The 20,693-nt window shown below is 51.8% G+C and carries 16 protein-coding genes; 5 read left to right on the top strand and 11 right to left on the bottom strand.

Features of this window, described 5'->3' with window-relative positions; genetic code table 11:
* Positions 1-154 precede the first annotated feature (154 nt).
* The 5 genes from gshA to ruvB form a co-directional block, all read right to left on the bottom strand.
* On the bottom strand, positions 155-1,447 hold the full coding sequence (gene gshA, locus CUZ56_RS09945; protein WP_126980238.1) for a glutamate--cysteine ligase: 1,293 nt from the start codon (positions 1,445-1,447) through the stop codon (positions 155-157).
* A gap of 125 nt (positions 1,448-1,572) precedes the next feature.
* Positions 1,573-3,006, bottom strand: coding sequence for a TrkH family potassium uptake protein (locus tag CUZ56_RS09950; protein ID WP_239442391.1), 1,434 nt, complete (start codon positions 3,004-3,006; stop codon positions 1,573-1,575).
* A 40-nt stretch (positions 3,007-3,046) separates the two neighbouring features.
* Complete coding sequence (trkA, locus tag CUZ56_RS09955) at positions 3,047-4,636, bottom strand: Trk system potassium transporter TrkA (protein ID WP_126980240.1); 1,590 nt, start codon at positions 4,634-4,636, stop codon at positions 3,047-3,049.
* 43 nt (positions 4,637-4,679) lie between these two features.
* Positions 4,680-5,963 carry a glutamate-5-semialdehyde dehydrogenase gene (locus tag CUZ56_RS09960; protein ID WP_404948035.1) on the bottom strand — a complete coding sequence of 428 codons (1,284 nt, stop codon included), beginning with the start codon at positions 5,961-5,963 and terminating at the stop codon, positions 4,680-4,682.
* A 461-nt stretch (positions 5,964-6,424) separates the two neighbouring features.
* Entirely contained in the window at positions 6,425-7,489 is a 1,065-nt protein-coding gene (gene ruvB, locus CUZ56_RS09965) for a Holliday junction branch migration DNA helicase RuvB (protein WP_126980341.1), read from the bottom strand.
* Positions 7,490-7,627: 138 nt separating this feature from the next.
* Here ruvB and CUZ56_RS09970 point away from each other — a divergent pair, with 138 nt between their 5' ends.
* Both CUZ56_RS09970 and CUZ56_RS09975 read left to right on the top strand, forming a co-directional pair.
* On the top strand, positions 7,628-7,933 hold the full coding sequence (locus CUZ56_RS09970) for a hypothetical protein (protein WP_204250875.1): 306 nt from the start codon (positions 7,628-7,630) through the stop codon (positions 7,931-7,933).
* Positions 7,934-7,992: 59 nt separating this feature from the next.
* The gene (locus tag CUZ56_RS09975) at positions 7,993-8,334 is read left to right on the top strand and encodes an immunity 51 family protein (protein WP_126980242.1); all 342 of its coding nucleotides are present in this window, start codon (positions 7,993-7,995) and stop codon (positions 8,332-8,334) included.
* Positions 8,335-8,346: 12 nt separating this feature from the next.
* Here CUZ56_RS09975 and CUZ56_RS09980 read toward each other — a convergent pair whose 3' ends face one another.
* A complete protein-coding gene (locus tag CUZ56_RS09980; protein WP_126980243.1) occupies positions 8,347-8,943 on the bottom strand; it encodes a hypothetical protein in 597 nt (198 codons plus the stop codon).
* A gap of 611 nt (positions 8,944-9,554) precedes the next feature.
* Between CUZ56_RS09980 and CUZ56_RS09985 the strand changes: the two genes are divergently transcribed.
* The 3 genes from CUZ56_RS09985 (at position 9,555) to CUZ56_RS09995 (ending at position 14,575) form a co-directional block, all read left to right on the top strand.
* Positions 9,555-12,422 (top strand): ribonucleoside-diphosphate reductase subunit alpha, encoded by a 2,868-nt coding sequence (locus CUZ56_RS09985; protein ID WP_126980244.1) that lies wholly within the window; start codon positions 9,555-9,557, stop codon positions 12,420-12,422.
* Positions 12,423-12,619: 197 nt separating this feature from the next.
* Entirely contained in the window at positions 12,620-13,762 is a 1,143-nt protein-coding gene (locus CUZ56_RS09990) for a ribonucleotide-diphosphate reductase subunit beta (protein WP_126980245.1), read from the top strand.
* Positions 13,763-13,915: 153 nt separating this feature from the next.
* Positions 13,916-14,575 (top strand): histone H1-like DNA-binding protein, encoded by a 660-nt coding sequence (locus tag CUZ56_RS09995; protein ID WP_126980246.1) that lies wholly within the window; start codon positions 13,916-13,918, stop codon positions 14,573-14,575.
* A gap of 118 nt (positions 14,576-14,693) precedes the next feature.
* On the opposite strand, the gene CUZ56_RS10000 is transcribed toward CUZ56_RS09995, so the two are convergent.
* The 5 genes from CUZ56_RS10000 to accB form a co-directional block, all read right to left on the bottom strand.
* Positions 14,694-15,611 carry a carbohydrate kinase family protein gene (locus tag CUZ56_RS10000; protein ID WP_126980247.1) on the bottom strand — a complete coding sequence of 306 codons (918 nt, stop codon included), beginning with the start codon at positions 15,609-15,611 and terminating at the stop codon, positions 14,694-14,696.
* A gap of 367 nt (positions 15,612-15,978) precedes the next feature.
* Positions 15,979-17,715: a zinc-ribbon and DUF3426 domain-containing protein gene (locus CUZ56_RS10005; protein WP_126980248.1), complete on the bottom strand. Its 1,737-nt coding sequence runs from the start codon at positions 17,713-17,715 to the stop codon at positions 15,979-15,981.
* A gap of 30 nt (positions 17,716-17,745) precedes the next feature.
* On the bottom strand, positions 17,746-18,672 hold the full coding sequence (gene prmA, locus CUZ56_RS10010) for a 50S ribosomal protein L11 methyltransferase (protein ID WP_126980249.1): 927 nt from the start codon (positions 18,670-18,672) through the stop codon (positions 17,746-17,748).
* Between the two features lie 5 nt (positions 18,673-18,677).
* Positions 18,678-20,027, bottom strand: a complete 1,350-nt coding sequence (gene accC, locus CUZ56_RS10015; protein ID WP_126980250.1) for an acetyl-CoA carboxylase biotin carboxylase subunit — start codon at positions 20,025-20,027, stop codon at positions 18,678-18,680.
* Between the two features lie 149 nt (positions 20,028-20,176).
* The gene (accB, locus tag CUZ56_RS10020) at positions 20,177-20,641 is read right to left on the bottom strand and encodes an acetyl-CoA carboxylase biotin carboxyl carrier protein (protein ID WP_126980251.1); all 465 of its coding nucleotides are present in this window, start codon (positions 20,639-20,641) and stop codon (positions 20,177-20,179) included.
* Positions 20,642-20,693 lie beyond the last annotated feature (52 nt).

The following is a 20,693-nucleotide window of genomic DNA, read 5'->3' on the forward strand; positions in this document are numbered from 1 at the left end:
TAGAATACCACGTTCATTAAAATACCGCTGCCCGATCAGTTTTGCATTGCCGCGCTGAGATGGCGCGGTTGTATTTCAGGTTTGTGGTATGGCCGCTTAAAAACAAAAGGAGATGCTGAGCATCTCCTTTTGTTTGCACAGCAAAATAGCCGTGTCAGTACACTTCGGCTTCCGGATCGGTCGCTTCCAGTTCGTAACTGGCGGCAAGCATGGCCAAGCGCCCAATGACCCCGTACATGTAAAAGCGGTTGGGGGAACTGGCACCAGGCTTCATGCCCGGCTGTGGCAGATGGGGCGATTCGGCAAACGCCAGCGGCACAAAGCCGGCGCCTGGCGCATTCAGGTTTTCATCGGTACCCCGGCTGGAGTGCACCCGGTAAAACCCGCCGACAACGTATCTGTCAATCATATATACCACAGGCTCGGCAACGGCTTCGTTAACCTGTTCATAGGTCAGCACACCTTCCTGTATCAATACCTCCGAGACAGTTTGGCCATCCTTGATGGTGCTCATTTTGTTGCGTGTGCGGCGGTTCAGGGAGTCTAGTTCTCTGACGTCGCGTACCGTCATGATGCCCATGCCGTAAGTGCCGGCATCGGCCTTGACGACGACAAAAGGTTTTTCCTGAATGCCGTATTCTTTGTATTTACGGCGGATTTTCGACAGCAGCATGTCCACATTGGAGCGCAGGCATTCCAGCCCTTCTTCTGCCTGGAAATCCACTTCACCGCAATAAGAATACAGCGGGTTGATCAGCCAGGGGTCAATGCCCAGCAGTTTGGAGAATTTTTTAGCCACTTCTTCATACGCCCGGAAATGGTTGTGTTTGCGCCGGATGGCCCATCCTGCGTGCAGTGGCGGCAGCAAAAACTGCTCGTGCAGATTTTCCAATACGGCCGGAATGCCGGCGGACAGGTCATTGTTGAGGACGATGGTGCAGGGATCAAAGTTCTTCAAACCCAAACGGCGCTGCGAACGCTCCAGCGGCTCCAGCGTCAGGGTTTCACCGGTTGGCAGGGTCAGGGTGGTGGGTTCCTTGATATTTTCATCGAGGGAACCCAGACGGACATTCAGTCCGGCAGAGCGGAAAATCCGCATTAAACACAGAACGTTCTGTAAGTAAAAAACGTTGCGGGTATGGTTTTCCGGAATCAGCAGCAGGTTTTTGGCTTCCGGACAGATTTTTTCCACTGCGGCCATGGCTGCCTGTGCTGCCAGCGGCATCATTTCGTTGGTCAGGTTATTAAACCCGCCAGGGAACAGGTTGGTGTCAACCGGGGCCAGTTTAAAACCGGCATTGCGCAAGTCTACCGAAGTGTAAAACGGCGGGGTGTGCTCCATCCACTCCAGACGGAACCAGCGTTCAATGGCTGGCATGGAGTCCAGAATGCGTTGTTCCAGCTCGTTGATTGGACCGGTAAGGGCGGTGACAAGATGAGGTACCATAACGATTTGCCTGTTTTAACCTAAAGTAATGCGATTGCTGTCGTAATTGTAAGGAATGTGTCAATAAAAAAGGGCAATTTTTTACTCACTTGAGGGACAAAATGCGTTTTTCAAGGGTAAAAGCATCATCTGCGCCAGAAAGATGGCATCAGAACTGCTAAAAAACACAGCATTTCCAAGCGTCCCAGCAGCATCGCCAGAGAGCAGATCCAGATCTGGAAATTGCTTAAATGGCCAAAACTGCCAGCAGGCCCTACTTCACCAAAGCCAACGCCCATACAGTGTACGCTGGCAAGTATCGCACTGAAAGCGCTGACCATGTCCATATCCGTCAGCAGCAGTACCATGCTCAGAGCAATAACGGTCATGCCATATACCAGCATGAATGCCAGCACAGCAAAAATGACGGGCTGGCTGATGACCTGCCCGGCAATGGTAACAGGTTGTACCGCACGCGGGTGCACCATGCGCCGAATTTCCCGTTGCGTTTGTTTAATCAGAATCAGCAAGCGGATCATTTTGACGCCACCCCCGGTGGAGCCCGCACCGGTTGCAACACCGGAAAGCAGCAGCATCAGAACGGGGATGAACACCGGCCATTGCGTGTAATCGGTGGACATAAAGCCGGTGGTCGTAGCCACGGAGATCACATTGAACATGCCTTGCCGCAGGGCTTCCATCAGCGGATAGGTGTCCTTGATCCATAACCAGAATGATGCAAACAGGCCGCTGCCCAACAAAACGGTGAGCGTAGCGCGTGCTTCCGGGTCCTGCCACAGCCGTTTGAGTGAGCGGCGGCGGATGCAGACGAAATACAGGGTAAAACTGCAACTGCCTAACAGCATGAATATGATGGCAATGCACTCGATAAGCGGGCTGTTGAAGTAGGCAAAACTCTTGTCGTGCGAAGTCAGCCCGCCCAGGCTGACGGTGCTGAACATGTGCATGATGGCGTCCGGGAAGGTCATGCCCGCTGCCCAGTATGCCAAAGCGCACAGGACCGAGAGCAGAACGTAGATGCCCCACAGCGCTTTTGCCGTTGTGGAAATGCGTGGCGTGAGTTTATTTTCCTTGAGCGGGCCGGCCATTTCTGTACGAAATAGCTGTGTGGCGCCTACTCCCAATAATGGCAGAATCGCCACCGCTAAAATGATGATGCCTAAGCCGCCAAGCCATTGAAGGAATGTTCGCCAGAAATTCAATGAAATAGGCAGTGTGTCCAGACCCGTTAAGATGGTGCTGCCGGTAGTGGTCAGGCCGGAAACGGCTTCAAAGTAAGCATGTGAAAAATCAATCGGGCGGCCAATATGATAGAGTGAAATCATTATGGGGAAGCTGGCAAACAATGGCAGCCATGACCAGGTCAGCGGTACCAGCAGGACACCGTCGCGTGGAATCAGGTCGCGCTGGTGTTTGCGCATGGTGAGCCACAGGCACAGCCCGGTGACAATGGTGAACACAGCGCAGCCGAAAAAAATATAGGCCACGCCATCATGGCGCGTGCTCCAGCCCGTCAATGCAGGCAAAAGCATCAGTATCCCGAAAAAAGCCTGTACCATTCCCAATACCCTGAGAACAGGAAACAGGCTTTGCCAGGAGTCAGAGGAAGGTCGCACCCACCTTGAAGAGTTTTTCCACATCGCGTATCAGCCGTTTACTGGGAAGGAAGAGGACTATATGGTCATTGTTTTCAATGACGGTATGACTGCTGGGAATGATGACCTGTGCATTGGGCAGTTGAACCAGTGTTTGCGCCGTCTGCTGCGGATTATCCTGTATTTGGGTGGAGTCGGCAAAGCCGGACTCGGTTGCCAGCGTAGAGTCCGGTGTGACGGTGCCATCTGAAAGCCCCCGGATGATCAGCCCGACCTGAACCCCCGCCGGAAGTTTCAGGTCGCCCAATTGGCGCCCGATCACGCGGGATGTCTTACGGGTGCCGCGCGCCACGATTTCCAGCGCTTCGGCAACGCCCCGGCGCAGGCTGTGCACGGCAATGACCTCGCCTTTACGCACGTGCGCCAGCAATTCGCCCAGCATGGTTTGTGCTGGCGAGAGTGCAATGTCAATTTGGGTGCTGTGCATTAACTCTGCGTAACTGCGCCGGTTGATCAGTGCCAGCACACGCCGGGCGCCCATGCGCTTGGCAAGCAGTGCCGACATGATGTTGTCTTCGTCGTCATGAGTGACAGATAAAAACAGGTCAATGTTGGCGACATTTTCCGATTCCAGCAGGTCTTCATCGGTGGCATTGCCCTGCAAAACCAGTACCGATTCTTTCAGTTTAGATGCCAGCGTGATGCAGCGGTCCGGGTTTTTTTCAATGACTTTGAGATTGTGGTTGATTGGGCTGGCGGCCAGGTACATGGCCAGCCGTTCGCCAACGCGCCCGCCTCCGGCGATCATGATGCGCTGCGGGCGTACGCTGGAGGCCGGAGCCAGTGGAGCCGTTTCTTCCGTTGCCGTTGTTGTTTCTGCGGGCGCAGCAGTTCCGGGGAGCTGGTGCAGCCCGTTCAGTATGGCTGGAATCTGGTCTTTGGCGGCCAGCACGAATACTTCGTCATCCGGTTCGATCCGGGTGCTGCCGTCGGTCATGATCAACTGGTCTGGCCCGTCCCACAGCCGGCGGTATATCGCGACAATCCGCATTGCGATATTGGGCATGATCTGGGTGACTTCGCTGATGCTGTGGCGCACCAGCGGAGAGCCCGCACGCGCGCGTACCGAAACCAGGCAGGCCAGCCCTTCGGCAAAATTGCGGACCTGCAAAGCCTGCGGATATTCAACCAGTTTGGCAATATAGCGGCTCAGGGATTCTTCCGGGCAGATCAGCGTGTCAACGGCAAAGCCGTCTTTGGACAGCAATGTGTCCTGATGATCCAGGTGTGACGACCTGACACGGGCAATGCGTGTAGGAATGTTAAACACCATTTGCGCAATTTTGCAGGCAACCAGGTTGGTTTCCTCCAGCGAAGCGCAGGAGATCAGCAGTTCGGCGTCTCTGGCGCCGGCTTCGATCAAAACGTCAATTTCAGTGCCATTGCCTTGCACGCCGCGCAGGTCAAAACGTTCCTGCAGGCTGCGCAGGCGCTCACTGTCATTGTCAATGACAGTGATTTCATTATCTTCCGATAACAGGTTTTCAGCCACACTTTCACCGACGCGCCCAGCGCCGATAATGATGATGTTCACGGTTGTGGCTCTCCTTTGTTATTGTTGCAGCAATAAGCCGGAATCAGGTCCGGACTTCGCCATGCCCCATGACAACCCACTTGAGTGAGGTCAGCCCTTCAAGCCCAACCGGACCACGGGCATGAAATTTATCGGTGGAAATACCAATTTCAGCACCCAGCCCATATTCAAAACCATCTGCAAAACGGGTACTGGTATTGACCATGACGCTTGAAGAGTCTACTTCCCTGACAAATTTCATGGCATGGTCGTGGTTGCTGGTCAATATGGCATCGGTATGGTGCGAGCTGAAGCGGTTAATGTGCGCGATGGCTTCATCCACCCCTTTGACCAGTTTGATGCGGATGATGGGTGCGAGGTACTCTGCCGTCCATTCATCTTCGGCCACCGGAACCAGTTTTGCTCCAGGGGTATTCATCAGCAACTGGTGAACTTCAGGTGTGATGCGCATTTCAACGCCTTTGGCGACAAAAATCTGCACAATGCGGGGCAAAAATTCGGGGGCAATGCTGCGTGCAATCAGCAGACCTTCTGTTGCATTGCAGGGGCTGTATTTTTGTGTTTTGGCATTGTCAACAACCCGCAAAGCCATTTCAATGTCGACCGGATCATCCACATAGGTATGGCAATTGCCATCCAGGTGCTTGATCACGGGCATTTTGGCCTCTTTGCTGACGCGTTCAATCAGGCTGCGCCCGCCGCGTGGAATCAGCACATCGATATATTGTGGCATGGTCAGCATATAACCAACCGCTTCGCGGTCCGTGGTCGGCACCAGTTGCACGCCATGTTCAGGCAGGTTGGCCTGTTGAAGTGCCTGATGAACCAAGGCCATTAAGGCCTGGTTGGAGGCCATGGCTTCCGAGCCGCCTCGTAGAATGGCCGAATTGCCGCTTTTAATGGAAAGGCTTGCCGCTTCAATGGTGACATTGGGGCGGCTCTCATAAATCATGCCGAATACGCCCAGGGGAACCCGCATCTGCCCGACAGAAATACCGCTGGGTTGCTGGTGGACATTGAGCATCTGTCCAATGGGGTCTGGCATTTTGGCCAGTTGTTCACAGCCTGTGGCCAGGGTTTCAATGATTTCCGGTGTCAGGCGCAGACGGTCGACCATGGGAGGCGCCAGATGCGCAGCTTGCGCCTGTTGGATATCGGGCTGGTTGGCATGGATTAGATGATCAACCTGCTCTCGCAGCAGTGTTGCCAGAGTCAGCAAAACCTGGTTGCGCTGTTCGATACTGGCTATGGCCATTTGGGTTGAGGCGGCTCTGGCCTGAACCCCCAGCGTTTGCATGAGTGATTCAATTTGATTCATGGCAGTCAAGGCTTTACGATACGGATGTCAAAACTAAAAAACTAAGTATGGCAGCATCATTGCATGTGGCGGGGTTGGTGATGCGTTTTGTTTTTCATTCAATGACACCGGTTAATTGAATGAAATTCATGCCATGCACCCTTAAATTGAAATTCTAATCGGTTTCCTGGTTTGTGTGGACATTTGGTCCTTTTATGTGAGAAAAATCAATCACTGCCGGATAAATATCAAAGTTGGGATCAAGCGCAGGCGCTTTGGTATGTAAAACAGGATGGCTGATCAGGTTTAATATCTGTATCAAGATGTATCACTGGAACAAAAGCAACTTTGAATCTTGGCGTGAAATTGCAGAGCTTTTGCGACAAACCCCCGAACTGGAAAAAAGCCGGCAGCTTATTGTGGGCTAAGGGAGTAGAGTCCGACCCTGCGTTTTCTGGCTCGGCATTGTGGTTAACAGTGTTTTGCCAACCTTAGAATAGCCCGGGGTTGTGCTGCGGTGGCGCCACGCCCAGATGTTTGAACGCGGCCAGCGTTGCTGCCCGGCCCCGCGGCGTGCGTTGCAGATAACCCTGCTGAATCAGGTAGGGCTCGATCACGTCTTCAATGGTGCCGGATTCTTCGCCAATGGCAGCCGCCAGATTGTCCAGCCCCACAGGGCCACCGTCGAACTTGAACACAATGGCTTCCAGCAGCTTGCGGTCCATCAGGTCAAAACCCAGCGGGTCAACGTCCAGCATGGCCAATGCTTTTTGCGCAATATCCTCATTGATCCGGCCATGGCTTTTGACATCGGCATAGTCGCGTACGCGGCGCAGCAGCCGGTTGGCAATACGTGGTGTGCCGCGTGAGCGGCGGGCAATTTCGCCGGCTCCCTTGTCGTCAATGGGTGAGCCCAGCAAGTCAGCGCTGCGCAGCACAATGCGCTTAAGTTCTTCGCTGTTGTAAAACTCCAGCCGCGCCACAATGCCAAACCGGTCGCGCAGCGGGTTGGTGAGCATGCCGGCACGGGTGGTGGCTCCCACCAGTGTAAACGGTTGCAGGTCCAGTTTGATCGAGCGTGCAGCCGGGCCGTCGCCGATCATGATGTCGATCTTGAAGTCCTCCAGCGCCGGGTACAAAATTTCTTCAACAACGGGTGAAAGGCGATGGATTTCATCAATGAACAGCACATCGTTGGCTTCCAGGTTGGTCAGCAGTGCTGCCAGGTCCTTGGGTTTTTCCAGCACCGGGCCGCTGGTTTGACGCAGGTTCACGCCCAGCTCATACGCAATGATGTGAGACAGCGTCGTTTTGCCCAGCCCAGGCGGGCCAAACAGCAGGACATGGTCCAGTGCTTCCTGTCTTTTTTTGGCTGCACCGATGAATATTTCAAGCTGCTCGCGGATTTTGGGCTGTCCCACGTATTCGGCCATGCCCTTGGGGCGTAGCGCACGCTCAATGGCTTCTTCCTGCGGTGATGCAGGCTGCATGGATACCGCGCGGGTTTTGTCCGGGTCAGCCGGAGCCATTGAAAAGTCGTCGGTGCGGATGGTCATAACAGAGGAGGCAGGGAATATAAACGAAGGCAACCAACTGGTCATTATATGTCTGCTTGCGGTGTCTGGGGAGGTGACATTGAAAAGCGGTATGCCTATCATTGCGCAAGTATGGCTGGCGCTATGTTTAGTGATTAAATGGCGAAATATGACAGGGATGATATGGCTGTGGCGAACTGCAAGCGACCGCCAGCGCTGATTGATGGCGCCCGCGTTTTGGCGTGGGCATGGTCAGATAAGCCTTTTGGGTTTGTAAAAAAGGGGTATGAGAAACCGGGGGTAGCTATTTATGGCCTGGCGATTGTGCAGTATCATGCGGATGCAAAGGTGTACCGCCTGAGCTGTGACATGCATTGGGAATGTGTTGCTGACTTTGATTACGACAGTGTGGAGCAGGCTCAGATGGAGCTGCCGCAGCAATACGCTTGTGCAGAGGTTCAATAGCACCTGTGGGAATAGGTGCCGTGGCGATGTTGTTTTAAATAGTGATAAAGAGGTGTTCTATGTCAGTGAATGCGCAAATTGCACCCTTTCGGATGGTGAGTTTTGAAGGAACTCATTCTCTGTTGCTGGACGTGGGTGAGTACAAGGCGGATATTTTCTCTGCACGCGAAGAGGATGGATTTGAGGGCAATGGCTATGATTGGGCATCTTTGGCACGTGTCTTTTTGCAGGAAAAGATGCCGGAGTTGCAGGATATCATTGGTTTTGATCCTGAGGGCAGCATGTTTTGTGCATACGCCAGCGATAAAGAGGCGTTGCAAAAGTTTGCATTGGGCTTTCATGCCGCATGTGAAGACGATGCATTGATCCGCGACCTTTTTTCCCGTGCCGAGCTGGATTAACCAAACGCCATGTCAGCGACCGTATAGCTGAACCTGCTGGGAAAGTTGCTCGTAAACCTTTTTCAGGAGTTGATAAGCTTCTGATTTGTTGGCGTCCAGATGAATTTCCAGCAGGTCGTTGATGACCCGGGTTGCCAGTTCAATTTTGGTTCTGTCTGCCAGCAGATGGTGCCAAGTCATGTAAATAATGAAATAAGTGATGGCAAACGAGAGGGCCGAAATCACCAGGGTCTGGTTGGTATTGGTTCTCAAACAAGCGGCAATGAGCACGGTTTGGGCCAGAAAAACCGCAACATAAGGGCCATATTTGATCAGTGCCGTATTGCGGTAAATATAGTTAGCTGTCTCCAGCATACGAAATGGGCTGTCAATGCCTTTGACGTGATGAAACAGCATGATCTCTGCAATCACAACCAGCAGGAAAATAGTGCTTTGGATGGCAAATGCTTTATAAGGCGCAAATTTGCGCGCAACCACCAAAGCAAGAGCAAAGACGCACAAAAAAGCAATGCCGATACAGGTCATCTGCAGCAGCGTGAATGTCAACCCGAAGTAAAACAGGCTGAGGCCAAATGCAACGGCTAAAAAGATAAGAGGCACGATGAACATAAGCGGCTCAGGTCACTGAAATAAAGAGAATGCAGATTAGCCATAAGCGCACATGAATTATTCGCGTAAATATTTCATGTGTGTCAATTGTTACTCATTTTGCATGATATTGCCCTGATAATCGACATAAATAGTATGTTCTTGCCTGGTTTGTGTTTGTAGGCAATTGTTGTGCTGTTCTGCTGCGAAAAGGCAGAGTATTGCCAACAGTGATCAAACAAAATCCCTTCCTGGAGTGTCGACATTGTTTTTGCGGCTTAATGCTCCAAGACCGCGTAGTTAAGCGGTTTTTCCATTTGTTGTAAATTAACGCTTGACGCTATAGATAGTGCTTGAAATAATAGACAAACACTAAATGTAGGGTTGCTGACCTTTTCACTACATGGCATTGCCGGGCAAATACTTAAGGGTATGCCCGGCAGAATTGTGACATTTCGATTGTAAAAATTAGCAAATTATTTGTTGCTTCGGCGGTGATGGCTTGAAGTGAGTATGGGCGGGTTACTTTAAGAGGATGACCTTTCCATAGTTGATTTTGCCCCCAATTTATTCAAGGACGATTAATAATGCAGTCAGTTATTTCTGATCCCACGGTTTCTTCAGGAGCGTCCATGCATGGATATGCAGCTTCTGAGCACAATGTTGAGCAGCCATTGGCTGATAGTGCTTACAGTAACTATCAGATCATCCGGCGTAACGGAGCTGTTGTGCAGTTTGAGCCCAGCAAAATTGCCGTGGCGATGATGAAAGCCTTTTTGGCTGTACATGGCACGCAGGGGGCGGCATCGGCCAGCGTGCGTGAAATGGTGGATGAACTGACGCAGACGGTGGTGCGCGGGTTGCTGCGCTCACGTCCGGCAGGCGGGACTTTTCATATTGAAGATGTGCAGGACCATGTGGAACTGGCGCTGATGCGCGGTGGTCATCATGAAGTCGCCCGTGCTTATGTGCTGTATCGTGAACGCCGGGCGCAGGAACGTGCTCAGCAAAAACAGCAGGAAAAAGCAGCACACCCTGAACTGCATGTGGTGGATGGCAATGAGCGCCGGCCGCTGGATGTGGAAATGCTGCGCAGGCTGGTTGAATCTGCCTGTGCCGGGTTGGGTGAGGATGTGAAGCCGGAACCGGTGGTGACTGAAACCCTGCGCAATCTTTATGACGGCGTGCCGCTGATCGAAGTGTTTAAGGCATCGATTCTGGCTGCCCGTACCCGTATTGAGCATGATCCGGGCTATAACCAGGTGACTGCCAGACTGTTGCTGCATACGATCCGCAAGGAAGTCCTGAATGAAAATGTGGACCAGGATGCGATGCAGGGCCGTTATGCCGAGTATTTTGCAGATTACATCCAAAAAGGGATTGAAGCGGACTTGCTGGATGAGCGGCTGGGCCAGTTTGACCTGGCACGGCTGGGTGCTGCGCTGAAGGCAGAGCGTGATCTGCAGTTTGATTACCTGGGCCTGCAGACTTTGTATGACCGGTACTTTCTGCATATCCGGAAAAAACGGATTGAACTGCCTCAGGCGTTTTTCATGCGCGTGGCGATGGGGTTGGCGCTCAATGAAATTGACCGTGAGGCGCGTGCCATTGAGTTTTATGAAGTGCTGTCCAAATTTGATTTCATGTCCAGCACGCCAACGCTGTTCAATTCCGGCACATTGCGTTCCCAGCTTTCCAGCTGCTACCTGACAACGGTGCCTGATGACTTGGATGGCATTTACGAAGCGATCAAAGAAAATGCGTTGTTATCTAAATATGCCGGCGGGCTTGGCAACGACTGGACACGTGTTCGTGCGCTGGGCAGCCACATCAAAGGTACCAATGGCGAGTCACAGGGAGTCGTGCCGTTTCTGAAGGTGGTGAATGATACCGCTGTGGCGGTGAACCAGGGTGGCAAGCGCAAGGGGGCGGTCTGTGCGTACCTGGAGTCATGGCACCTGGATATTGAGGAGTTTCAGGAACTGCGCAAAAACACCGGCGATGACCGCCGCCGTACCCATGACATGAATACGGCCAACTGGATTCCGGACCTGTTCATGAAACGGGTGATGGAAGACGGGCAGTGGACTTTATTCTCTCCAAGCGATTGCCCCGATTTGCACGACCTGCATGGCGATGCGTTTGAAAAAGCCTATACCCGCTATGAGCAAATGGCTGATGAAGGGCAGATTTCGCTGTTCCGGCGGATGCGTGCAGTTGATTTGTGGCGCAAGATGCTTTCCATGCTGTTTGAAACTGGCCATCCCTGGATTACCTTTAAAGACCCGTGCAATGTGCGTTCACCGCAGCAGCATATGGGGGTGGTGCATTCCAGCAATCTGTGTACAGAAATTACGCTGAACACCAACGACAAGGAAATCGCGGTGTGCAACCTGGGTTCTGTGAACCTGGCGCAGCACATCAAAAAAGGTACCAATGGCAATGAGCTCGACATGGACAAGCTGCGTCAGACCATACGCATTGCCATGCGCATGCTGGATAACGTGATCGATATCAACTACTACGCGGTGGCAAAAGCCAGAAACTCAAACATGCGGCATCGTCCGGTAGGGCTTGGGCTGATGGGCTTCCAGGACGCTTTATATCAAATGCGTTTGCCATATGGTTCAGAAAAAGCGGTCGAATTTGCTGACCAGTCCATGGAAGCCATTTGCTATTTTGCGTATGAGGCATCCAGCGATCTGGCTACCGAGCGCGGCTGCTATGCATCGTATGAAGGGTCTTTGTGGAGCAAAGGCATTCTGCCGCTGGATTCATTGGATATGCTGGCACAGGCACGAGGCGGCTATCTGGACGTTGATCGCACCCAGCGTCTGGATTGGGACGGATTGCGTGCCAGAATCAAACAGCAGGGCATGCGCAACTCCAACTGCGTGGCGATTGCACCCACGGCGACCATTTCCAACATTGTGGGGGTGGACCAGTCGATTGAGCCGAACTTTGGCAACCTGGCGGTGAAGTCCAACCTGTCTGGAGAGTTTACGATCATTAACCAATATCTGGTGCGTGATCTGAAAGAACTGGGCTTGTGGGATGATGTGATGGTGATGGATCTCAAGCATTTTGAGGGATCGCTGGATCGCATCGACCGCGTGCCTGATGATCTGAAAAATCTGTATGCCACCGCGTTTGAAATTGATCCGACATGGCTGGTTTTAGCCGCTTCACGTCGGCAAAAATGGATTGATCAGGCCCAGTCGCTCAATATTTATATGGCCAATGCATCCGGGCGCAAGCTGGATGAAACATACAAGCTGGCATGGACATCGGGTCTGAAAACCACTTATTACCTGCGCTCTTCCAGCGCGGCTCATGCAGAAAAAGCAACCGTGCGCGCGGGCTCACACAACGCAGTGCCGGCATCTATGCCGACGGCAGCAGCAGCTCCTGTTGCCAAACCGGCGGCGCCTGCGGCAGTTCCTGCAACAGACATTAAATTCTGTTCTTTGGATGATCCGGGATGTGAAGCGTGTCAGTAAAAAAGTAGAAAGTTTTTGAAAATTTTTGATCACACGCATGCTGCCTGATGGCATGCGTTGTTGATGATAGATGGCGACGAAACAAGTAATTCGATGTTTGTTTGCAACATTTATGCATGATTCATCATGAAAATTGCAGTGAACACTTGGCGTTTTTCATCAGGTAATCTCATAATCGCAATGAATAGGAAACATAGATGCTTACTTGGGATAACGAAGTTAAAACATCATCGCAAAATCAGACTGCATCAAATCCAACCGGAAATGGTGCGGCGGCTTCTCCAACTGCAAAAAATCCGGCATTAAGAGGCAGTGATTCCAAGCGTCGTGTCTCAGCCGCTGATAAATTTGTTATCAACGGACATAGCGACGTTAATCAACTGGTTCCTTTTAAATACAAATGGGCTTGGGAAAAATACCTGGCCACCTGCGCCAACCACTGGATGCCGCAGGAAGTCAACATGACACGCGATATCGCGCTGTGGAAAGACCCTAACGGCTTAACAGAAGACGAGCGCTTGATTGTTAAACGCAACCTTGGCTTTTTCACGACAGCGGATTCTCTGGCTGCCAATAACATTGTTTTAGGCACCTATCGCCATATCACGGCGCCCGAATGCCGCCAGTTTTTATTGCGTCAGGCTTTTGAAGAAGCCATTCATACGCATGCGTATCAGTACATCGTCGAATCCATTGGTTTAGATGAAGGTGAAATTTTTAACGCTTATCATGAAATCGATTCGATCCGCAATAAAGATGAATTCCTGATTCCGTTCATCGATACGATTACCGACCCTTCTTTCCAGACCGGAACGCCGGAAAACGACCAGAAGCTGTTGCGTTCCCTGATCGTGTTTGCCTGCCTGATGGAAGGGCTGTTCTTCTATGTCGGGTTCACCCAGATTCTGTCGCTGGGGCGGCAGAACAAGATGGTTGGTGCTGCCGAGCAGTATCAGTACATCATGCGTGATGAATCCATGCATACCAATTTCGGTATTGACATGATCAACCAGATCAAGCTGGAAAATCCAGATTTGTGGACACCTGAGTTCCGCGAAGAGATTACGGGCCTGTTTATGCAGGCTGTCGATCTGGAATATCAATACGCTGAAGATACGATGCCGCGAGGCGTACTGGGTTTAAACGCATCCATGTTCAAGGGCTATTTGCGATTTATTGCCAACAGGCGAGCAACGCAAATTGGTCTGCCGGAACTTTTCCCTAATGAGGAAAATCCATTCCCATGGATGAGTGAAATGATTGATCTCAAGAAGGAGCGCAATTTCTTTGAAACGCGCGTGATTGACTATCAAAGTGGAGGTGCTCTTTCCTGGGATTGATTAGCTGACTGTGATAGGCGTCCAAGCTGCATGGTGTGTCCTGTACGCACCACGTAGCTGGTTTGGCAGACCGCATATATTTTGCGGATTGGGTCAATCGATCTATAACAGAGCAGCATAGGTTTTGTAACTAGATCGAGGAGAAGGTAAATCATGGCAACTGCAAAAAAACCAGTAGCTAAAAAACCGGCAGCTAAAAAAGTTGCTGCCAAGAAACCCGTAGCTAAAAAAGTTGTAGCTAAGAAACCCGTAGCTAAGAAGGCGGTTGCTGCCAAAAAACCAGCAGCCAAAAAAGTTGCGGCTAAAAAACCCGTAGCCAAAAAAGCTGTAGCGGCTAAAAAACCGGCAGCTAAAAAAGTTGCGGCCAAAAAGCCCGTAGCTAAAAAAGCTGTAGCGGCTAAAAAACCGGCAGCCAAAAAAGTTGCGGCTAAAAAGCCCGTAGCTAAAAAAGCTGCTGCGGCTAAAAAACCGGCAGCCAAAAAAGTTGCGGCCAAAAAGCCCGTAGCTAAAAAAGCTGCTGCGGCTAAAAAGCCTGCTGCTAAAAAAGCTGCGGCCAAAAAGCCTGCCGCTAAAAAACCGGCAGCCAAGAAGCCTGCCGCTAAGAAACCTGCTGCGAAAAAGCCCGCTGCCAAAAAACCTGCTGCCAAAAAACCTGCTGCCGCTGCTAAAAGAACTGTAGCCAGCAAGGTCACAGCAACTAAGCCTGTTGAAGTTAAATCAGCAGCTCCTAGTCCTGCAGCAAGCACTCCAGAGGTATCAACCCAGTTGAGTCCTCGGGCAGCATGGCCTTTCCCGACATCATCTAAGCCTTAAACAGGCTGGATTTGTCTGCAGGCTGAAGCAAAACACGTTACGCGTTTTGCATCACAGATCCAGGGTTGGTGTTCCAACCTTGGATTTTTTCGTCTGAAAATGGCGCTGCTATCAGGGACTATGCGGGAGCAAACTGTCGCGGCAGATCTGCACTGATCTGGTGGTTTTGGGCACCCGGTGATGCGGCTTTGATGGCGCCCAACTGGTTGCCGAGCCTGGCACAGTGGGTGGCTGGCCAGTGACGCTCGAGCCCATACAATAAAGCGCTGCGGTATGCATCGCCACAGCCGGTGGGGTCAGCAAGCCTTTCAGGGCGGAATGGGCTGATGTGTGTTTTCTGCCCATGTTGCCACACATCGCTTCCCTGAGCACCCAACGTGACGAACAGTGCGCCACAAAGTTGTTCAGAGATTTCTGCTAAAGACAAACTGGTTTTTTCACAAAGAAGCTGTCCTTCAAATTGGTTGACGGCGATCCAGTCTGCCTGTGACATGATGTCATTGAGCGCGTCGGTCTCAAACTGGGGTAAAGACTGCCCTGGATCAAAAATAAAGGGAATGTGGGCCTGCTTCATTTGCTGCGCGTGGAGCAGCATGGCCTGACACTCGTTAGGCGCTAGAATGCCGATTTTGATGTGCGGTAATTGCGGAATGGGAAAGCGATGTGCCTGCCGCATCACTCCCGGATAAAACGCGCTGATTTGGCGGCCGTCGCCATCAATCATGACAATGCACTGTGCCGTATGGGTGTTGGACAGTGCAGCGATGTATGCTGTGTCTATACCCAAAGATTGAAGATGGTGCAGATAATCCTTACCATCGGAGCCGACAAGCGCCAGAACGATAGGCTCGCCTCCTAATGCCCGAAGTGAGTAAGCGATATTGCCTGCACAACCCCCATATTCACGGTGTAGGGTATCCATTTGTAAAGAGGTATTGAAAAGAGTTGGCTGATCAGAAAGAAGGGTGTCGGCAAAGCGCCCCCCATAGTGGGTGATGGTGTCAAATGCCAGTGAGCCGCAAATCAAGGCAGACATATAAGGGCGTGTTAATACAAAATATAGGAAATGCGCAGTTCATTAGGCATAGATGGATGCGCGAAGCAACCAAGATCAATAGTGGTGCTATTGATTGCAGGGTGCGACAAAGTATATACTATGCCTGATGGCTGCCCGAAGGGAAAGACGCTCAGGCAGCGCCCAGCGGTGTTAGCCCTCGTTTGTGTAGATGTACTACACTGTGCTCGGTCTGCCTTGCTGGTCATCTGCCTGAACATGCTTTCGCACTCCTATAGATTGTGTTAACACGCCCTGAGTCCTTCAGTTGACCGGTCTGAATGCATACCCTTGTCACAAAAGTGCCGTGCGGAACCTATTTTTAATAGGCCTGTAAGAGGGGGACGCGTTAGGGATAAAACAAGGCAGTGTTAAAGCCGCGGATATCAAGCGCATTAACCACCAAAGTCTGGTCGATAAAAATCTCTTCCTGAGGCTGTAAAAATGGTTGGGTGATGCCGAGCTCGTCTGGTGAGAGGGTTTTGCGAATAACGGTTTGCCCGATGCTGTCTGTAAGTGTCAGTTCAACCCAGGGTGGTGCTATCGGTTCAGCACTTGCGTTTCTCAGTGTCATGACCAACTGAAAACGGTTATCTCCAATGATCTGAAATCCGGAGTGATCAATCGAAACACCTTGAATGTTGCGTGGGTAACTGACGCTGCAGTGCAGTGGTTCGCAAAGGGATTCCAGTGCCGGGCGCAATGACGGGGCCTGGGCCGCCAGCGTATCCCGAAAAGCCAAGCAGATTTGAAGAACCAATGTGACCAGCAGGCAACAAAAGACCATTGTGGAAAAAATGCGCACAATGGGACGCTGCCAGAAGGTGTTTCTGTGCGCGGTTTTGATGAAAGAGAACTGCGGCTCGGCTTCATCTGCTGCGGATGGCAGGCCGATTTCAGGGAGCGGCTCCTCTTCCGGCAGTTCAGAGTGCAGAATTTCGATATAAGAGTCAGATATCGAGTAGCTCGAGGGCAGCTTGGAGTCGGTATGATCTAAAGTGCTGGAAGTAGAGAGCTCAAAAACCGAGGAGGGGTTAAATATATCCCTGGGTTGAGTGGGCTCGTCGTCATCCGTGGCTGGAGGCGGTGCAGAAAAGTCATCATCGTCACCCAAAGTGATGGACATGATCGGCGACGATGTAGCGGCCTGAGGCGTGGTTGTGTTTTCTGCTGCGACATCTGGCTCGGCCTCTGGTTGAAACGCTGTTTTTAAACCCGAAAAATGGGTTGTTGCCTGTGCGTTTTCCGCTGGGTTTTTTAAAGGGAAAAGCTGTTTTTTGCGTGCTTCCACCGTTTCGAGTGTGGGGGCATCCGAAAAAATGGGGGTAGCCGTAGCGCTTTGGCTGGCACGTTCAATAAAAGAACCGGGTATTTGTTGAGGGACAGAAGCTTCTGTTGCCGGCTGGTCAGTTGCCGGGGATAAGGTATCTGCAGAAGGGGTCTGCTCCTGGGTTAAAGGGTCAGCTGTGCCGGCATGCTGTTCTGCCGATATGGGCGCAGGTGCGGCATTTGACTCAATCTGCGATTTGAACCAGGGCGTCAGATTGTCTGTTTTTTCCGGCTGAGAAGGTGAAAACAGTTTTTTGGGAAATGTGCTCTCAGGTGGAACAGGGTCTGTGGTATGGATCGAAGGTAAAACAGATTCCTGCCAGCCAATGTGAAATTCTGATAGCAGCGAGTCCTGAAAGGATGGGGTTGTAGGTTCCTCTTCCGGGACAGTATTTACCGCAGAGGTCTCAGGCGTTGCCGCAGTATCTGCCGGTAAAGGTTCTATAGCGGGAGATTCTAGTGCCGCATCATCAATCACTTCAATGTGAAAGTCAGAGGGGGGCTCAGAATCGGGCTCCCATGCAGGACTTTCAGCACTGGCCTGTTCTTGAGGGAGGTTGTCATTCTGTGCGGCATCAGGCTGCGTGGTGTCTGGCTGGGGATGCAGCGTTTCCTCAGGCGTTTCGTATTGTGTTTCGTACGCGTCAAAAATATGCGCGCAATGCCCGCACCGGACCCAGCCATCTGAAATTTTCAGTTGATCAGGGACGATGCGAAATGAAGTACCACACTCAGGACAACGAGCAGCCAGAACCATAGTGACGTATTGTTTTGCCAAAAGGGCTTTTTAAAGCGGGCGAGAGCCAGGGATTTTGTGCGCAGTCATCAAAATCCAGCCATCACACGCATTATTGACTTCTAGTGTAACCCATGGCGAATAGGCTTGTTGAAGTTCTTCTGCTTGCCTCTCCAGAATACCGGCCAGGACAAGATGGCCAGACATTGCCACATGGTTGCACAGTAACGGAGCCAGCAGTTTGAGCGGCGTGGCCAGTATATTGGCCAGCACAACGTCATAAAGGCCATGAGCCGTATGAGGCAACCCGGCATGAATCTGCTGCTGTACTTTGTTTGCCTGGGCATTCAGGTTGGTAGATTCGACAGCGGCATTATCTATATCCACCGCATCTATGGTTTGTGCGCCATACAAAGCAGCGGCAATTGCCAAAATACCAGAGCCGCAGCCATAATCCAAAATGCGTTTTCCTTGCACCAGCGGGGCATGGGTGGCAATCCAATGCATGCACATGCGGGTGGTCGGGTGTGTTCCGGTGCCAAACGCCATGCCCGGGTCAAGCTCAATGACATGCTTGGCCTGTGCCGGCGCTTCATGCCAACTGGGCACAACCCAGAATTCTGGCGTGATTTCCACCGGGGTAAACTGTGACTGGGTCAAACGCACCCAGTCCTGGTCGTCTACCGCGGAAATGGTCTGTACCTGAATGTGCTGGCCCCAATCCTGTGCCAGCAAAATGGTAGCCGCTTCAATGCAGGCGCTTTCTTCAGGAAACAGGGCCGTGATGACAGAGCGTTGCCAGCCGGCAGCCTGCGGCTCCGGCTCGCCCGGTTCGCCAAAAAGCGGTTGCTCAGTGTCGCTGCCTGCATCAGCATCCTGCACAGAAACAGAGAGCGCTTCCAGTTCCATCAGCGCGTCGCTGACCAGATCAACATGGTCAATGCGCACCAGTAAAGCAAGTTCGTAAAGCGATTGCATGGGGTTTATCTGGCTCTGGAGGCCAGCCACTCTTCCAGGTAGTGGATGCTGGTGCCTCCCTCATTGAACCTGGCATCTACCATCAGTTCCCGATGCAGGGGGATGTTGGTTGAAATGCCTTCGACCAGTGTTTCCAGCAGGGCTGTGCGCATGCGTGCAATAGCCTGTTCGCGGGTGTCTCCATATGTAATCAGTTTGCCGATCATGGAGTCATAGGTTGGCGGGACAAAATAGTTGGAGTAAATATGAGAGTCCACGCGTACGCCTGGCCCGCCAGGAGAATGCCACATGGTGATACGTCCCGGAGATGGGATAAATTTATACGGGTCTTCGGCGTTGATGCGGCATTCGATCGCATGGCCTTTGACCTGCGCGTCGCGCTGGGCATATTGCAGTTTTTCACCGGCAGCAATCAGAATCTGCTCGCGCACAATATCAATACCGGTCACCATTTCGGTCACGGTATGCTCGACCTGCACCCGGGTGTTCATTTCAATGAAGTAGAACTCTCCGTTTTCGTACAGAAATTCAAATGTGCCAGCCCCCCGGTAGCCGATTTTTTTACAGGCAGTTACGCATTTGGCGCCGATTTTTTCAATCGCCCGCCGTGGAATCCCTGGTGCGGGTGCTTCTTCAATGATTTTTTGGTTGCGGCGCTGCATGGAGCAGTCCCGCTCGCCCAGGAATATGGCGTTTTTGTATTCATCGGCCAGAATTTGAATTTCAATATGGCGTGGTTCCTGCAGGAATTTTTCCATATAGACCCCGGGGTTGCCAAAGGCTACCTGGGCTTCGCTGCGGGTCATTTGCACGGCATTGATCAATGCGGCTTCCGTGTGTACCACGCGCATGCCGCGTCCGCCGCCACCGCCGGTGGCTTTGATGATGACCGGGTAGCCAATTTCACGTGCCAGCCGGACAATTTCTTTGGGGTCCTCAGGCAGCAGGCCATCAGAACCGGGAACGGTTGGCACGCCGGCTTTGATCATGGCCTGTTTGGCAGAAACTTTATCCCCCATGATGCGGATGGCTTCGGGCGTTGGGCCGATAAAAGTGAAGCCGCTTTGTTCCACGCGTTCTGCAAAGTCTGCATTTTCGGCCAGAAAGCCGTAGCCGGGGTGAATGGCCTGGGCATCTGTGACTTCGGCCGCAGAAATCAGGGCGGGCATATTCAAATAGCTTTGGCTGGAAGCTGCGGGCCCGATACAGACCGCTTCGTCTGCTAATTTGATGTATTTGGCGTCTTTATCAATATCAGAATACACCATGACGGCTGTAATACCCAGCTCGCGACAGGCGCGCTGAATTCGTAAGGCAATTTCGCCCCGATTTGCCACAAGAATTTTTTTAAACATAAACTGGCTCCGCAAAATGATGTGCTTGGCCGTTAACAGTGTGTAATGTCACAAATTGAAAAGCAACACGACAGCAGGCATCTGGGAAAGTGCCAGTGAGTCTGTTGCGCTTGTAAGCATGACACGGTCAAAAGCGTTAGAGAATGTAATTATTCAATGACAAACAGAGGCTGGCCATATTCAACGGCCTGACCGTTTTCGACCAGAATCTGCGTGATAACGCCAGATTTGTCTGCATCAATTTCGTTGAGGATTTTCATTGCTTCAATGATGCACAGCGTATCGCCTTCCTGTACGCTTTGTCCAACCTTGATAAAAGGATCTGCACCAGGAGATGGGGCACGGTAATAGGTGCCAACCATGGGGGATTTGATGACATCGCCCGCGATTTCATTACTTGCACTGTCTGTAGCGGCGGTATCGGCAATGGCCGGAGAATTGATCACGGGTGCTGGGGCGGGCATCATGGCGGCCGGTGCTGCAACATAATTGGCTAAAGGAACCGGACTGGCTTTGACAATGCGAACTTTGCCTTCATTCTCTGTAATTTCGAGTTCTGATACGTTGGATTCTGATACCAAGTCGATCAGGGTTTTGAGTTTACGTAAATCCATGATGAATACTCCAAGCGATTTAGGCTGACAGTTCCTTTGAGTAAAGTGTGAT

Source organism: Saezia sanguinis (genome assembly GCF_003991585.1).
Classification (GTDB): Bacteria; Pseudomonadota; Gammaproteobacteria; order Burkholderiales; family Burkholderiaceae_C; genus Saezia; species Saezia sanguinis.

Coding starts and splice junctions, on each gene's coding strand:
- accB (WP_126980251.1), bottom strand. CDS start 20,641: ATGGATTTACGTAAACTCAAAACCCTGATCGACTTGGTATCAGAATCC.
- accC (WP_126980250.1), bottom strand. CDS start 20,027: ATGTTTAAAAAAATTCTTGTGGCAAATCGGGGCGAAATTGCCTTACGA.
- CUZ56_RS09970 (WP_204250875.1), top strand. CDS start 7,628: ATGGCGAAATATGACAGGGATGATATGGCTGTGGCGAACTGCAAGCGA.
- CUZ56_RS10000 (WP_126980247.1), bottom strand. CDS start 15,611: ATGTCTGCCTTGATTTGCGGCTCACTGGCATTTGACACCATCACCCAC.
- CUZ56_RS09990 (WP_126980245.1), top strand. CDS start 12,620: ATGCTTACTTGGGATAACGAAGTTAAAACATCATCGCAAAATCAGACT.
- CUZ56_RS09975 (WP_126980242.1), top strand. CDS start 7,993: ATGTCAGTGAATGCGCAAATTGCACCCTTTCGGATGGTGAGTTTTGAA.
- CUZ56_RS09950 (WP_239442391.1), bottom strand. CDS start 3,006: ATGGTACAGGCTTTTTTCGGGATACTGATGCTTTTGCCTGCATTGACG.
- CUZ56_RS09995 (WP_126980246.1), top strand. CDS start 13,916: ATGGCAACTGCAAAAAAACCAGTAGCTAAAAAACCGGCAGCTAAAAAA.
- CUZ56_RS09985 (WP_126980244.1), top strand. CDS start 9,555: ATGCATGGATATGCAGCTTCTGAGCACAATGTTGAGCAGCCATTGGCT.
- CUZ56_RS09980 (WP_126980243.1), bottom strand. CDS start 8,943: ATGTTCATCGTGCCTCTTATCTTTTTAGCCGTTGCATTTGGCCTCAGC.
- CUZ56_RS10005 (WP_126980248.1), bottom strand. CDS start 17,715: ATGGTTCTGGCTGCTCGTTGTCCTGAGTGTGGTACTTCATTTCGCATC.
- prmA (WP_126980249.1), bottom strand. CDS start 18,672: ATGCAATCGCTTTACGAACTTGCTTTACTGGTGCGCATTGACCATGTT.
- gshA (WP_126980238.1), bottom strand. CDS start 1,447: ATGGTACCTCATCTTGTCACCGCCCTTACCGGTCCAATCAACGAGCTG.
- ruvB (WP_126980341.1), bottom strand. CDS start 7,489: ATGACCATCCGCACCGACGACTTTTCAATGGCTCCGGCTGACCCGGAC.